The sequence below is a fragment of the Burkholderia sp. CCA53 genome (assembly GCF_001685525.1).
GTDB classification, from domain to species: domain Bacteria; phylum Pseudomonadota; class Gammaproteobacteria; order Burkholderiales; family Burkholderiaceae; genus Burkholderia; species Burkholderia multivorans.
The window spans coordinates 323,428-338,025 of sequence record NZ_BDDJ01000003.1; the positions used below are offsets into that span (position 1 = coordinate 323,428).

A 14,598-nucleotide genomic window follows, 5' to 3' on the forward strand; every position below is an offset into this window, starting at 1 on the left:
CGAGGCGAGGATCAAGACACGCGCAGCTAGATACCCTTGCTGGCGCCGCCGTCGATATCGATCGTGCTGCCGTGAATATAGGATCCGCAATCGGATGCCAGAAACGTTGCCAAATGCGCGACGTCGCGCGGTTCCCCGAAACGCTGCAGGCCGTATTCGTGCAGCAGCTGCGCTTGGGCCGTCTCCTCGCTGATCCCGCGTTCACGCACCAAGGCTTGAATGCGATGCGACAGTCGATCGGTGCGGATATAGCCGGGGTTGATCGCATTGACGCGCACGCCGTCGGTGCGCCCGAGATCGGCGAGCGCCTTCGTGAAATTGAGCAACGCCGAATTGACCGATCCGCCGATCGTGAAATCTGCACTGGGCGTGCGGGAACTCACGCCGATCGTATTGAGTACGACGCCCTTGCGTTCGACCAGCATCGGCCATGCGGCACGGCAGAGTCGCACCGTCGCGTGAAACTTCAGCGCGAAGCCGTCGTGCCAGTCGGCATCGGTAAGCGCATGAAAATCGCCGCGTTTCGTCGTCCCCGCGCAATTGACCAAGATATCGAGCCGACCCCATTCGCTAGCGGCGAAGCGCACGGCCATCGCTGCGGCATCCTGGGCCGTCAGGTCGATGCCCAGCAGGCGGTGATCGGCATCGCTTGAGCGGTTGACCGCATCGAGCGTGTGCTGCAAATCGGCGGATTCGCGAGCGATCACCATCACGGCCGCGCCGGCGCGCGCGAATTCCTCGGCGATGGCCTTGCCCAACCCGCGGCTCGCGCCGGTCACGATCGCCGTTTTCCCCTCCAGTCCTACCTTCATCGGATTTTCTCCACGACTTTTTGAATCGATGTTTGAGATGCGATGCCCGTCAATCGGCGGCGCTGATATCGACATCGCGTGTTTCCCTGAAAAACAGGATCAAGACGACGAGTGCGATCAAGGTCCAGCCTAGCGGATACCAAAGGCCGGAGAAGATATTGCCGGTCTGCGTCGAGATGGCGAACACGAACGTCGGCAAGAGCCCGCCGACCCAGCCGGCCGCGAGGTTGTAGGGGACCGACATGGACGTGTATCGAATCCGCGTCGGAAACATCTCGACCAGTGCGGGGCCGACGGGCATCACCGCCACAATCGCGGCCGACAGGAAAATCACCATCAGAAGCCAGACCATCGGCGCGTTGATGCGCGCCGAGCCGGCCTGCTGCGGATACCCGTGCTCGACGAGCAAATCGCGCACCGCGCTTGCGAGTTGCGCCGATCGTTGCTTGGCGGCGGCCGGATCGAGTCGACTGGTGTCAATGCTGCTCAGGCTTCTGCGACCCACACGAATCGTCGTCGTCGCATCCACGCGCGCGCTGCTCTGGTCCACGATCGAATAGCTGACGCCGGCCGCGGCCAATGCCCGCTTCGCGTTGTCGCACGCACTCACGAAGCGTCGCGTGCCGAGCGGATCGAACATCCATGAACAGGTGGACGTATCGGTCGTGACGGTGATGGGCGCCTTGGCCTGCGCCGTCGACAACTCGGGATTCGCGAAGTGAGCAAGCCCGTGAAAGATCGGGAAGATCAACGCGGCGGTCGCGACGAAACCGATCGTGAATACGGGTTTGCGTCCGAGCCGATCGCACAGCCATCCGGCGAGCGGGAAGACGGGAAGGCACGCGATCGTCGCGAGCAATACCAGCGTCGTCACGGTAGCGGGACCGACCTTGAGCGTCTGCGTCAGAAAGAAGGTCGGATAGAGCGCGGCCACGTAGTACATGCCCGTTTCGCCCGCGCACAGCAGGAAAGCGATCAGCAACCGGCCGACGTTGGCAGGATCGAGGAAGGTTTCCTTGAGCGGCGCGCGCGAGATGCGTTTGTTGGCGAGCAACGCCTTGAACACCGGCGATTCCTCCATGCGCAACCGCAACAGCAGCGAGATCGCGAGCATGACGATCGAGCCGACGAACGGCATGCGCCAGCCCCAGGTGTCGAAGCCGGCACCCGAGATTTCGCGGGCCAGCAGAATCGCGCCGAAGGAGAGCAGCAAACCGACGGTCGCGGCGGCGGTCGTCCACGACACGTTGAAGCCGCGGCGGCGATTCGGCGAATGCTCGGCCACATACGTCAGGGCGCCCGTGTATTCGCCGCCGGCAGCCAATCCCTGCAGCATCCGTAACGCGATGAGCGTGAACGGCGCCCACAGGCCCGCGCTTTCGTACGTCGGCAGCAGCCCTACGCCGATCGTGGCGCCGCCCATCATGCAGATCGTCACGACGAAGGTTCGCTTGCGGCCGATCCGATCGCCGATGCGCCCGAAGATCAGCGCGCCCAGCTGGCGGATCGTAAAGCCGACGCCGAATGTCAGCAGGGCGAACAGAAACGCGGTTTTCGAGTCGACGCCCGAAAAGAATTTGCCGGCCAGCACGGCCGCGAGCGACCCGTACAACGCGAAGTCGTACCACTCGAATGCCGTGCCGATCGACGCTGCCCATATGGCTTGCGACAACGGCACGGCGACCGGCGGGGAGGAAGGGGGTGCGCACGAGTCGGCGCTGACCGATTGACGCATGACGAGAGTCTCCGATTTGTAGTTGGGCATGTAACGCGGCTCGCCGTGGGCGATGCCGTGTGTTTTGCAACATGTGTGCCAGTGGGTTCTGAGGCCTCCGGGAGCGGACGACGGGGCAAAGCGGCATGTCGTTGTGTCGTCGACAAAAACATGGAATCGACACGATGTTTGCGCGATAGACAACGTCGCGCCATCCATGTGGCTGCGGCCTGACATTCTGCGCGGCCATCACGGCGCGCGGGTGATGTGGCGCGCTTTGTCCATCAGGATGACATCGCCCATGCCGCTTGCGCGCACACGCCCGTGCGTTGCCATCGCGACGCGTTCAGGCCGGCGACAGCGCACATCCGGTTACCGTCGAATCGTGCGATGGCATCGTCGGTCGCCTTCGGTTCGATTCGAGCCTCGCTGTCCGGCTCCGCAAGAGCCCGGACGGCGATTGCGGCGGCGGTGCTGACATCGGCGTGCGGAGCGATGTGTGTTGGGGCGAAGGGTGTCTTCACCGGAAACATCGCGCGGCGCGAAACTGTCGTTCGAAAATACGTTTCCTGACAATCGAGCCGCCACGTTGCTCGCGCGAGCGCGTGCCGATGCCCGCGACACGCCGCTCCGGACGTGGTGCGTTGCCGCATGGCACGACACGTGCATCGACCTTCGGTCACCGATGTGTTGGAAAGACGGCTGCGATGAATCGTCTAAGAATTTTGCGCATAGCGAAGCCGAAGCGCGGCGCCGAGCCAGCCACCACGTTGAACGACAGAAAAGCCGCTTCACCCATAGATCGACGCGCGGCAACGATCGACTCAGGAGACGACCCATCATGGAAGACCGCCCGATTCACTCGGACGGCACGCCGACCCGGCGTGCCGTGCTTGGCGATACCTACGTCGACAACGCGCTGCGGCGCGACGATCCATTCAATCGGCCCATGCAGCAGTGGCTGACCGAGCACGTATGGGGCGGCTGCTGGGCGAGCGATGCCCTGCCGCGCTCGACACGCAGTCTCGTCACGCTGGCGTTCCTGATCGTGCTCGATCGCGCGGACGAGTTGCGTTTGCACTTTCGCGGCGCGATCCGCAACGGCTGTTCGGTGATCGAGATACGCGAGGTGCTGATGCAGGCTGCGGGCTACTGTGGCGCGCCGGCCGCTGTCGGCGCGTTCAAGATTGCGAACGAGGTGCTGGCCGACGAAATCGCCGCACTTGCCCGCGATGCGTAGGAATTCGACCGGGCCCGCAACGCGTCGGGCATACGAGGGAGAGCGTCGAGCATGAACGGGACGATCGGTTTCGTCGGTTTGGGCATCATGGGAATGCCGATGGCGACGCGCTTGGCCGAGGCGGGACATCGGCTGATCGTCTGCGATCGCGATCCGGCGCGCGCGCAAGCGCTGCTGCCGTTGGGCGTGACGTCGCGGGCTACGCCGGCCGAGGTGGCATGCGAGGCAGCGACGGTGTTCATCTGCCTGCCCGATCCCGCGGCGGTCCGCGACGTGGCGTTAGGGGCTGACGGCTTGATTGCGGGCGATGCGGTTCGCATCGTCGTCGACCTCTCGACGACGGGTCCGCGCGTCTCCGCGGCCGTCGCACGGGCGCTGTCGGCACATGACATCGCGCTGGTCGACGCGCCCGTGAGCGGGGGCCGGCGTGGTGCAGCGGACGGCACGTTGACGGTGATGGCCGCCGGCGCCGACGCTCCGTATCGAGAGGTCGAACCGTTGCTTGCGCATCTCGGGGTTCCCGTCCGGTGCGGCGACGCACCGGGCCTCGGCCAATTGCTGAAGGTCGTCAACAACCTCATGTCGGTGTGCTCGCTTGCCGTGACTGCGGAGGCGTTCGCGCTCGGCCGCAAGGCCGGACTCGACCCGCGCTTGATGCTGGACGTGATCAATCGCAGCAGCGGCCGCAACAGCGCAACCGAGGATAAGTATCCGCGTGCCGTGTTGACGCGCACGTTCGATTTCGGTTTTCCGGTCGGGCAGTCCTTGAAGGACGTCGACTTGTGCCTCGCCGAAGCGGATGCGTTGGCCGTGCCGATGCCGATCGGCCAATTGGTCAAGCAGATGCTGACGATGACGGGCGCGACGTTCGGCTTCGCGGCCGACTTCACGCATCTGGCGCGGCTGACGGAACGTTGGGCGCACATCGACGATGCCGAGTGAATCGCACGATAACAACACGCGTCTCGGCTCGAAGAGGCGCATAGGAAGACTGGAGGCGACGTGGATTACCTGATTCTGTTCGGTGCATTGGCATTCGTCATCGTCTTTGCGTATCGAGGCTTCAGCGTGGTGGTGCTCGCACCGATCGCCGCGCTGTTGGCCGTGCTGTGCACGAAACCGTCCGCGACGCTGCCGGCGTTTTCGACGATCTTCATGCCGAAGGCGGCGATGTTTTTCGAACTGTATTTCCCCGTGTTTCTGTGCGGCGCGCTGTTCGGGAAGTTGATGGAGATGTCGGGATTCGCCGCGTCCATTGCCGACCTGGTGATACAGAAACTCGGTTCGCAGCACGCGGTACTCGCCGCCGTGCTGCTGTGCGCAGTGTTGACCTACGGCGGTGTACCGCTGTTCGTCGTGGTTTTTACCGCCTATCCGTTCATGTCGGCGCTATTCCGACAGACGGGTGTGCCCAAGCGCTTGATTCCCGCCTGCGTGGTGCTCGGCGCGTTCTCGTTCACGATGGATACGCTGCCCGGTTCGCCGCAAATCCAGAACATCATTCCGACGTCGTTTTTGGGGACCACGACGTGGGCTGCGCCTTGGCTCGGCGTGGTCGGTGCCGCGTTGGAGCTCGCTGCCGGCGTTGCCTATCTGACCTGGCGCGCCCGTGCGTTGCGCGATGAGGGCTACGGCGACGATACCGTTCAGGAGGTCGTGCCCGTGGTGCCCGTCGCGCCGGTGCGCCCCGTCAACCGCATCGTCGCGATCACGCCGCTTTTCGTCGTCGCGTTCGTGAACTGGGGCGCGATGCTCGCGATACAGGCTTCCTTCGGTGCGACGCTGCAGGCGACCTTGCCCGGCGTCGCTGCGCCGATGTCGGTCGATGTCGGCAAGGCGACCGCCATTTGGTCCGTCGAAGCCGGTTTGCTGGCGTCGATCGCGTTCGTGTTGCTCGCGAGTGCGGGCACGGTTCGGGCGCGCCTGGTTGAAGGCCTGCGGCAGGCCGTGGCGGCGGCGCTGCTCGCCGTGGCGAATGCGGCATCCGAATTCGGCTTCGGCGCCGCGATCGCAGCATTGCCCGGCTTCTTGCTGGTGCGCGGCGCGATCGACGATTTCCCGGGCGGCGTATTGGTGAAGTCGGCGCTCTCGATCAGCGCGCTCGCCGGTATCACTGGCTCGGCATCGGCCGGGCTGAGCATCGCGCTGGGGTCGATGGGCGACGCGATGGCCCGCGCCGCGGCTGCAGCGCACGTTCCGATGGAGATACTGCACCGCGTGGCATCGATGGCGAGCGGCGGCCTCGATACGCTGCCGCACAGCGCCGGTGTCATCACGGTGCTCGTTGTGTGCGGGCTGACGCACCGGCAGGCTTACCGCGACATCTTCGCCATCACGCTGCTGAAGACGTTCGCCGTTTTTCTGGTGATCGGCATCTACGCGATCACGGGTCTTGTTTGATCGGGTGCGCGTTTTGACGAGTCGAATCGAATCCATTTTTCAAAAGGACTTCACCATGAAGGAAGCTCTGTGGGACGCATTTCTCACCGAACGCGACAAAGCGGTATTCGCGCAGTCCGGCTATGCCGATCCCGCCGGCTTCGGCAAACGGCCGGCATTGCTCGTCATCGATGTCAGCTACGCGTTCACCGACGAACGGCCGTTGCCGATCCTCGAGTCCATTAAACGATGGCGCAACTCGTGCGGCGAAGACGCGTGGATCGCCATGCCGTATCTGAAGGCATTGATCGACAAGGCGCACGACAGGGGCGTACCGGTCATCTATACGACCGGCTTCCGGCGTGAGGACGGATGGGACGACGGCGGCTGGCGTTGGAAAAACAAGCGCGCGAACGAAGACGGCCGCGTGACGTCCGCAGCGGGTGTCGACGGCAACGAGATCGTGGCCGACATCGCCCCGGGGCCGCGCGACGTCGTGATTCACAAGCAAAAACCGTCAGGCTTTTTCGGGACGAATATGTCCAGCTACCTGACCTTGCTCGGCTGCGACAGCGTGATCGTGGTCGGGACGACGACATCGGGCTGCGTTCGTGCGACGGTGGTGGACGCGTTCAGCCTCAACTATCGCGTCGCCGTCCCGCATGACGCCTGCTTCGATCGCTCGCAGGCGAGCCATGCGATCAATCTGTGCGATATGAACGCCAAATACGCCGATGTCGTTTCGACTGCGCAGGTGCTGACGTTCTTCGACGCGTTGCCGGACGGGCTGTTCGAACTTCCGGAGGGCAGCCAGGCGAAGCGTTGAGTATCGCGATCGGCGCCGAGCCGTCATGATCGGCACGACCTGGGTAACCGTAAGGCATGCGTCAGAGGGGGCGCTTTCGTTGACGATTGACGAAAAAGAAAAACCCGCATGATGCGGGTTCAACGGAGCCGACAGCGCAATGGCGTCCGCGCGGTATGCGCGCTGCACGGTCATCAATGAAGCCGCGCAGTCCCGCATCGGGCGGATTGTCTGTTCTGGATGCTTCGCACCATCGCGCCGCGCTCCATGTATTGAAGTGCATCTTCCTCGTGCCAAGAACGGATGCCTTCAAGCGCCGTCTCGCCTCGTGTTCGAACGGCGCAACTTTTTGCGGAACCGCGGGACGAGCCCGTGTTCCGCTGTCGAGCCCGTCGCGAACGCAGTGCGACGCAAACGTTTCACCGACGGGTCGGCACGTATCATAGCGCAGCGGCGAAACGCCTGACAATACGCGTTCCGTGATGCCGACCTGTGCTCGTCGGGCAGTGTCGAATGATGCCGTCGCCAGTCGGGGCGTCAATGACGGCAAAAGCAGGTCGATTAAAGGCAAACCTTCGCTAAATCGCCGAAATGCCGGCCGCCCAACCGGCTTAAAATCCCCGTGTTATTTTGAGATACAATTCGCTCCTGTTTGGAAAATGAAAGATTGAGCGATGCATCGCGCGATGCCGCCTGCCGACGCGAGTATTCAATGAACGAATTTTCGGTGCGAGTCGTTATCGCGGACGACCATCCGGTGTCGGTGCACGGCATGAAAGCGGCGCTGAGCGCGATGCCGACGATCGAGATCGTGGCTGTCACGAGCGATACGACGTCGCTGGTCGACATGCTCGACGCACACGCGTGCGACGTGCTGGTGCTCGACTACGTGATGCCGAGCGGCAAATACGGCGACGGTCAGACGCTGCTGTCGTATCTGAGCCGCCGCTTCCCGACTCTGCGTTACGTGACCGTGACGATGCTCAATTCGCCGGCCGTGTTCCGCGCGCTGCAGGAACTCGGCGTGAACAGCATCGTCAGCAAGTCGGATCCGATGTCGCATCTGATCGCCGCGATTCACGCGGCCCATTCGGGCGGGCGCTATCTGTCGCCGACGATTGCATCGCTGCTCGAGCGGACCGAATCCGCCGCGGGCGCGACGTTGTCGAAGCGCGAGACCGAGATCGTCCGCCTGTTTCGCGAGGGCTACAAGGTGACCGAAATCGCGGAAAAACTCCATCGCAGCAAAAAGACGATCAGCGCGCAGAAACTCGCCGCGATGCGCAAGCTCGGTGTCACGAGCGACGCCGAGCTGATCCGCGCCGACGGCTTGCCGATGGCCGGCGAGCCGGACGATTCCGGGCCCGCGGTCTGACCGCGTACGGCATGCGCGCAATCGCGCGATGGCTGATGCAGCGGCGGCGCGCGCGGCGCCGGCGCGAGTTCGATCCGGGATGGATGCGTGTCTATCAGCGCACGCTGCTGATCGCGGGCGGCGCGGTGCTCGGCGTCTTCATCGTCGCGAGCGCGGCGGCCGTCGCGTGGATCGAGGTCAGCGATTACCAGGCGGCCATGCGTGCGCGCTTCCTCATCGATAGAAGCCGACTGCTGCTCGAAATGTCGGAGAGCGCGACGCTCGTGAAGCGCTTCGCCAGCGTCGGCGACGGCGCATGGGACGACGCGGCGCGGCCGTCGGCCGAACTGGCCGCGCTGTTTGCATCGCGCGAGCGCGCATCGTTTCGCGACGTGCGCGATCCGCGCCTGTCCTACGTCGGTCAGATCGCGCACGATGCAGGATCGCGCCACCTGGCGCTGCTCGCGCTGAGCGAGCGATTGCTCGGCGACGGCGTATGGCGCCACCAGACCACGGCCGGACCCGATCACGTCTACATCGTCGGCCGCGACGGCCGATTCGCCGCGCTGCTGATGAGGACACGCACGGATGCGCAGTCGTCGCCGCGCGATTCGCTCGATGTTGTCCAGGCGCTGTCGCAGACGTGGCCGGACGCAATGAACGAGGTACGCGACGGCGACGCGCATCCGGAGCGCGTGCGGGATGGCGCGATCTGGCTGCCGCCGCGTCCCGATCCTGTGACGTCCGAGCCGATGGTGCGCGTCGCAAGCTGGGTGTTCGACAGCCGCAACGCGCCGGTTGCGCTCGTCGTCTACGCGACGCGTGTATCGAACCTGCAGCGCGCGCTCGGCGACGGTCGCGCCGGGCGCATGCTCGCGATCGTCGATGCGCAGCGTCACGTGCTGCTGCAGTCGGCGCATGCGAGCGGGATCGACGCGACGCGGGCGATCGAGTCGCTTGCCGCATTCGCGAAGCCCGCACGCGGCATCGACGCGCATCGGTTCGGACACGACTGGCTCATGCGCGATCGTATTCCCGGCACCGACTGGGAACTCGTCGACATCGTCGCGGCGCGCGCCGTGCTCGCCGATCTCGGGCCGCGCCTCGCATCGATCGCGCTGGCGGCCGCGCTCGGCCTCGCGCTCCTGGTGGGCGGATTGCTGCTGCTGAACCGGCGCATCCTCGTGCCGTCGCACGCGCGCGCGATGCGTCTGAAAGACAGCGAGCAACTGAGCCGGACCTTGATCCGCACCGCACCGGTCGGACTCGCGCTGATCGACGCGGCGAACGGCGCGGTGTTGTTGTGCAACGAGACGATGGACCGTTACGAGCGGGCGACGCCGCGCGAGCCGCTGTCCGTGCGGCTGTGGCGCGCGTTCCGCGATTCGCACGGCGCGTCGCTGTCGCGCGAAATCGCGCTCGAAGGCGCGGCCGGCCCCACCGGCGATACGCATCTGCTCGTCAACGTAACGCGCGTCAAATATCGGGGTGCCGACGCATTGCTCGGCACGGTCGTCGACATCACCGCGCGCAAGCTGACGGAGCAATCGCTCGACGCGGCGCGACGCGCGGCCGATCAGGCGAATCGCGCGAAGTCGGTGTTTCTCGCGACGATGAGTCACGAGATCCGTACGCCGCTGAATGCGGTCATCGGCAATCTCGAACTGATGAGCCGCGACACGTTGCCCGACGTGCAGCGCAAACGGCTCGCGACCGCGCATTCCGCATCGTCGTCGCTGCTGCACGTGTTGAACGACGTGCTCGATCTGTCGCGCGTCGAGGCCGGCCAGTTGCGCATCGATGCGGTGCCGTTCGACTGCGCCGCGCTGCTCCACGACGTGACCGAGTCGTTCCGGCCGCTTGCCGCCGCCAAGCAGCTGAGCCTGACGTGCGACGTCGCGACGACGCTGGCGCGCTACCGCATCGGCGATCCGGTCCGGATCCGGCAGATCGTGACGAACCTGTTGAGCAACGCAATCAAGTTCACCGACGCCGGCGGGGTGGCCGTGACGGCCGATGCGGTGCGCGAAGGCCGGCTCGACGAAGTGGCGGTGCGCGTGACGGACACCGGCATCGGCATCCCGCACGCCGCACAGGCGGCGATCTTCGAACTGTACCGGCAGGCCGACGATTCGATTCATCGGCGCTACGGCGGAACGGGCCTCGGCCTCGCGCTGTGCCGGCGGCTCGTTGCCGCGATGGACGGCGATCTCGCGGTGGACAGCGAACCGGGCATCGGCAGCACGTTCAGCGTCGTCGTTCCGCTGCCGATCGCGCAGGATGCACCGCGCGACGATGCCGATGCGCGCGACGAAGGCCGCGTGATCGCCTGCGATCCTTCGTTGCGCATGCTGATCGTCGAAGACCATCCGGCGACACGCGTGCTGCTTGCCGATCAGTGTCGCGAACTGGGCGTCGACGCGCAGCTCGTCGAAAACGGTGCGGACGCGCTTGCCGCGCTCGCGCAACGTCGGTTCGACGTCGTGCTGACCGATCTCGGCCTGCCCGACATGGACGGCTGGGCGCTAGCCGACGCGATTCGCGCGCGCGACGCCGATATTGCATTGATCGCGATGAGCGCGCACGTCGGCGCCGACGATGAGCAGCGGTGTGCGGCCGCCGGCGTGCGCGCGTTGCTGCGCAAGCCGGTGTTGCTCGGCGCGTTGTCGCAGGCGCTCGGCAGAGCCGCGCCGCGGCGTGCCGGTGCGAAAGCGCACGATGACGCTCTCGTTTCCGACGACACGCAATGCGCAATGCCGGAAGCGTTGCAGACGGCGATGCGGCGCGTGACGCTCGCGTCGCTCGCGACGATCGATCGCGCATTGCCCGCGATGGACGTCGACACGGTCGCGCGTGAACTGCATTCGCTCGGCGGCGGATTCGCGGCATCGGGACCGCGTGTGCTCGGCGAGCTGTGTACGGCGCTCGAGCAGGCCGTGCGCGACGAAGGACTGCAGACGTTTTCGCCGCTGTGGGGCGCGTTGCGCGACGAGATCGCGCAGGCGGTGGCGGCCGTCGAAGGCGACGGCGGCTCGCAGGACGCGCTGCGCGAGTAGCGCGCGCCTGCCATCGAATCGGATAAGGTCATGGGGCGTCATTAAAAAGTGACGCGATATGCAAACTATAAAAAGAAAATGACCTTGACATGCCATATTTCTTCGTTAATATTGCCCACCACGTCACTATTGTCCCGTCGCGTCATGTTTGGCGCGGCGCTGCCGCTGAGCCGTTCGCGACCGAACCGGCGCCGCGGCGGACATGACGCAACGATCGAAGATGGAGCCTGAGAGAGCCCTGAACGTGCGTGTCGGCGCCGGCGGATGACCGTCGTCGCACGCGGCCGGGTGTGCGCTCACGGGGTGGGATAGCGCAAAGCAGTGCGGCGCAAATAAAACTCGAAGGAAGAACTCATGTATCGCCGTTTACTTGCACCGGGGCTGCTGTTGCTGTTGGTCGCGTGCGTGCAGAATCCGGCCGCGACGAGCGGCACGGTACGGATTTGCGACGACACCGGCTGTTCCGATCGGCCTAAAGATCAGGTTTCCTATCAAAAGAAGGACGACCCCGACGAGCGCGAGGATCCGCGCATCGCCTCGCTGAAGCAGGCTGCGAAAACCCAACCGAAGGCCGCCTACGATCTCGGCCTGCGTTATTTCCGCGGCGACGGTGTGCGCCAGGACAGCTATCAGGCGCTCAAATGGATGCGCGACGCTGCCGAGCGCGGCGATCTCAATGCGCAGAAGGCGCTCGGCGGCTTCTATCTGTTCGGTCTCGAGGAAATGGGCTCCGATCCGCGCGAAGCGGAAAAGTGGCTGTCGATCGCGGTTGCCCGAGGCGACAAGGAATCGAAGAAGCTGCTCGACATGGCGCGCAGCGAGAAGAAGGCCGACGAGGAAGACTGGAAATGGCGCACGCAATGGCGTGACGTCTATTACGGCTACTGGTACTCGGGCTATCCGTACTACGGCGTCTGGCGACAGACGTACTGGTACGGCTATTGACGGGGACCGGAGCAACGGGAGCGGCGGCGGGGAGACCACCATCGCGCGCGATGCCGGGGGGCTTATCGAAGTTCGCACGGACACATAAGCCGAACAACGACTCTATCGATCGACAACGACATGAAGACCATCCTTTCCCAACGTCTCACTGAAGGTGCGCTCGTGGCAGCGCTTTGTGCGTCCGTCGCCGGCTGCGGCGGCATGGTGACGCCCGGCGGGCAGAACGCCGGCGTGACCGGTGCCGCGGCGGGCGGCACGAGTGCCGGCGCCGATACGCAACTGCAGCGCTGCACGACGCCGCTCGGCACGATCGCCGTCGACGACGGCCGCAATGCCGACTGGTGGGGTCCGTTCGGCAGCGCGACCAAGGTGACGAGCATCGATCCGCTGCTGCGACTCGCCGTCCAGCAGTCGAACTGCTTCGTCATCACGTCGCTCGGCAATCAGAAGACCGACGCGCGCCTGTCGCGGATCACGCAGCTGCAGCGCAACTCGGGCGAATACCGCGCCGGCTCGAAACAGCAGAAGGGGCAGCGCGTCGCCGCCGACTACTACATGGAGCCGCAGATCGTGATCAGCGATTCGCCGATCGGCGGCATCGGCAGCATGATCGGCGGGCTGATCGGCAACAGTGCGGTGGCGGCGGTGGCCGGCCATCTGCAGACGAAGGCGTCGGTCGTGACGCTGACGCTGTTCGACGTCCGCTCTGCGGTGCAGATCGCGGCAGCCGAAGGCAGCTCGACGGCGACCAATTACGGCGCGGCGCTCGGCGGCCTCGGCGGCGGTGTGGGCGGCGGCCTGGCCGGCTTCTCGTCGACGCCGGAAGGCAAGGCGACCGTCGTCGCATTCATCGACGCATGGAACAAGATGGTCGTCGCACTGCGCAGCTACAAGGCGCAGGACGTCAAGGGCGGCCTCGGCCGCGGCGGTCAGCTGCAGGTCAACTGATGTCGCGCCGGCCGGCGGCGTGTTCGCCGGTCTACGTTGCGTTCGTCACACGCGTACGCGCGCGCAGGCGCCGTGCGCGCTTGCCCAGTCGGGGGAATTTCGATGAAAGCTTTCGCATTGATCGCGCTCACCTGTGTCGTGCTCGCCGCATGCGGCGGCGATGACGGTCCTTCAGCGGCCGCGCCGGCCGGCTCGGGTTCGGGCAGCGGGAACAGTGGTGGCACGGGCGGTGGTACGGGCAACGGCGGCGGTACGAGCGGGGGAACGGGCGGAGGAAGCGGCGGGACGGGCGGGTCTGGCGGCGGCGCGGTGACGCTGCGTTACGAGGCATTGCCGACGGCATCGGATGCCGCGAGTTTCCTGACACTCGTGAACGGCGAGGGCGCGAAAGGGTATCGCTATCTGAGCGATGCGTACTACGCGGCCGATGCCGCGACGCGTTCGATTTTCGTGAACGACGGCGCCGCGCAGACGTACACGTATCAGCTGCAATCACCGCCCGCCGATGTCGCCGCGTTCGTCGCACAGGCGAATGCGCAAGGCGCGAGCGGCTACCGCTATGAAGGGCCGCTCACGTACGGCGAACTTTATCGGAAGGACGGCGGCTCGTCGGCGACGTACACGTATGCGGCTGCCAATCCGCCGACCGGCACCGCCGCGTTTATCGCGCAGGCGAACGACCAGGGTCAGTCAGGCTACTGGTTTGTCGGGCCGATGATGATCGGCTCGCAGCAGGCGAACCTGTATATGAAGAACAACGCGTCCGCCGCGACCTATACCTACGATGCGCTGACACCGACGTCGACCGTCGCCGATTTCATTGCGCAGGCGAACCAAGAAGGGGCGAAAGGCTATCGTGCGAAGGGCGCGATGATGTTCGGCAGCGATAGCGCGTGGGTGTACGTGAAGGACCGAACGCAGTCGCCGGTGTTTGCATATCGGTCGACCGCGGTCCAGTCGACCGGCGCCGGGTTCATCGATCAGTCGAACACGATGGGCGCGCAGGGCAACGCGTATCTTGGCGATCTGGCGTTCGGCACGCCGGCGTCGTTCTATTTCAGCGCAAGCAACTGCACGGGATTTCTGTGTACGACGCTCAATCCGCTCACGCAGAACTGAGCGGGGAAGCTGCGGGGCGTCACGAAGCGGAGCGGCATGACATGCGAGTGTCCGAATTCGGTATCGATGATTGGACGAGGACTGTACCTACCGGCGAAGAATGCGGGCAACAGAAACAGAGCGTCGAGGTGTGGCAGATCGCATACGCGTCTCGTCAATGTTCGCCGTGTAGCGGCCGAGTAAGCAAAGTCAAAGAGATTGAGCCGACAGTTGTCGGCTCGTTTTG

At 65.0% G+C, this 14,598-nt stretch carries 12 protein-coding genes; 9 read left to right on the forward strand and 3 right to left on the reverse strand.

The window, feature by feature from the left end; genetic code table 11:
• Nucleotides 1–26 precede the first annotated feature (26 nt).
• The 3 genes from BCR55_RS28190 to BCR55_RS33285 all read right to left on the reverse strand — a co-directional run bounded on the left by BCR55_RS28190 (nt 27) and on the right by BCR55_RS33285 (nt 3,050).
• Nucleotides 27–812 carry an SDR family oxidoreductase gene (locus tag BCR55_RS28190; protein WP_065497022.1) on the reverse strand — a complete coding sequence of 262 codons (786 nt, stop codon included), beginning with the start codon at nt 810–812 and terminating at the stop codon, nt 27–29.
• A 49-nt stretch (nt 813–861) separates the two neighbouring features.
• Nucleotides 862–2,745 (reverse strand): MFS transporter, encoded by a 1,884-nt coding sequence (locus BCR55_RS28195; RefSeq protein ID WP_175403858.1) that lies wholly within the window; start codon nt 2,743–2,745, stop codon nt 862–864.
• Between the two features lie 65 nt (nt 2,746–2,810).
• Nucleotides 2,811–3,050 (reverse strand): hypothetical protein, encoded by a 240-nt coding sequence (locus BCR55_RS33285; RefSeq protein WP_139094099.1) that lies wholly within the window; start codon nt 3,048–3,050, stop codon nt 2,811–2,813.
• Here BCR55_RS33285 and BCR55_RS33635 point away from each other — a divergent pair.
• The 9 genes from BCR55_RS33635 (at nt 3,041) to BCR55_RS28245 (ending at nt 14,372) form a co-directional block, all read left to right on the forward strand.
• A complete protein-coding gene (locus tag BCR55_RS33635) occupies nt 3,041–3,766 on the forward strand; it encodes a carboxymuconolactone decarboxylase family protein (RefSeq protein ID WP_244104664.1) in 726 nt (241 codons plus the stop codon). The genes BCR55_RS33285 and BCR55_RS33635 overlap by 10 nt on opposite strands.
• Nucleotides 3,767–3,817: 51 nt before the next feature.
• The gene (locus BCR55_RS28210; RefSeq protein ID WP_065497028.1) at nt 3,818–4,708 is read left to right on the forward strand and encodes an NAD(P)-dependent oxidoreductase; all 891 of its coding nucleotides are present in this window, start codon (nt 3,818–3,820) and stop codon (nt 4,706–4,708) included.
• A gap of 60 nt (nt 4,709–4,768) precedes the next feature.
• Nucleotides 4,769–6,166, forward strand: a complete 1,398-nt coding sequence (locus tag BCR55_RS28215; RefSeq protein WP_065497030.1) for a GntP family permease — start codon at nt 4,769–4,771, stop codon at nt 6,164–6,166.
• A gap of 55 nt (nt 6,167–6,221) precedes the next feature.
• Complete coding sequence (locus BCR55_RS28220) at nt 6,222–6,971, forward strand: isochorismatase family protein (protein WP_053299020.1); 750 nt, start codon at nt 6,222–6,224, stop codon at nt 6,969–6,971.
• 691 nt (nt 6,972–7,662) lie between these two features.
• Entirely contained in the window at nt 7,663–8,325 is a 663-nt protein-coding gene (locus tag BCR55_RS28225; protein WP_006399022.1) for a response regulator transcription factor, read from the forward strand.
• An 11-nt stretch (nt 8,326–8,336) separates the two neighbouring features.
• A complete protein-coding gene (locus BCR55_RS28230; RefSeq protein WP_065497032.1) occupies nt 8,337–11,360 on the forward strand; it encodes an ATP-binding protein in 3,024 nt (1,007 codons plus the stop codon).
• A 354-nt stretch (nt 11,361–11,714) separates the two neighbouring features.
• Entirely contained in the window at nt 11,715–12,305 is a 591-nt protein-coding gene (locus tag BCR55_RS28235) for a tetratricopeptide repeat protein (RefSeq protein ID WP_006399024.1), read from the forward strand.
• Between the two features lie 120 nt (nt 12,306–12,425).
• Entirely contained in the window at nt 12,426–13,253 is an 828-nt protein-coding gene (locus tag BCR55_RS28240) for a hypothetical protein (protein WP_035947127.1), read from the forward strand.
• A gap of 102 nt (nt 13,254–13,355) precedes the next feature.
• Nucleotides 13,356–14,372, forward strand: coding sequence for a hypothetical protein (locus BCR55_RS28245; protein ID WP_065497034.1), 1,017 nt, complete (start codon nt 13,356–13,358; stop codon nt 14,370–14,372).
• Nucleotides 14,373–14,598: the final 226 nt, after the last annotated feature.

Bases quoted from the DNA above. Each gene is read 5' to 3' on its own strand.
- BCR55_RS28220 (WP_053299020.1), top strand. From the start codon at position 6,222: ATGAAGGAAGCTCTGTGGGACGCATTTCTCACCGAACGCGACAAAGCG.
- BCR55_RS28195 (WP_175403858.1), bottom strand. From the start codon at position 2,745: ATGGATGGCGCGACGTTGTCTATCGCGCAAACATCGTGTCGATTCCAT.
- BCR55_RS28245 (WP_065497034.1), top strand. From the start codon at position 13,356: ATGAAAGCTTTCGCATTGATCGCGCTCACCTGTGTCGTGCTCGCCGCA.
- BCR55_RS28210 (WP_065497028.1), top strand. From the start codon at position 3,818: ATGAACGGGACGATCGGTTTCGTCGGTTTGGGCATCATGGGAATGCCG.
- BCR55_RS28225 (WP_006399022.1), top strand. From the start codon at position 7,663: ATGAACGAATTTTCGGTGCGAGTCGTTATCGCGGACGACCATCCGGTG.
- BCR55_RS28235 (WP_006399024.1), top strand. From the start codon at position 11,715: ATGTATCGCCGTTTACTTGCACCGGGGCTGCTGTTGCTGTTGGTCGCG.
- BCR55_RS28240 (WP_035947127.1), top strand. From the start codon at position 12,426: ATGAAGACCATCCTTTCCCAACGTCTCACTGAAGGTGCGCTCGTGGCA.
- BCR55_RS28190 (WP_065497022.1), bottom strand. From the start codon at position 812: ATGAAGGTAGGACTGGAGGGGAAAACGGCGATCGTGACCGGCGCGAGC.
- BCR55_RS28230 (WP_065497032.1), top strand. From the start codon at position 8,337: ATGCGCGCAATCGCGCGATGGCTGATGCAGCGGCGGCGCGCGCGGCGC.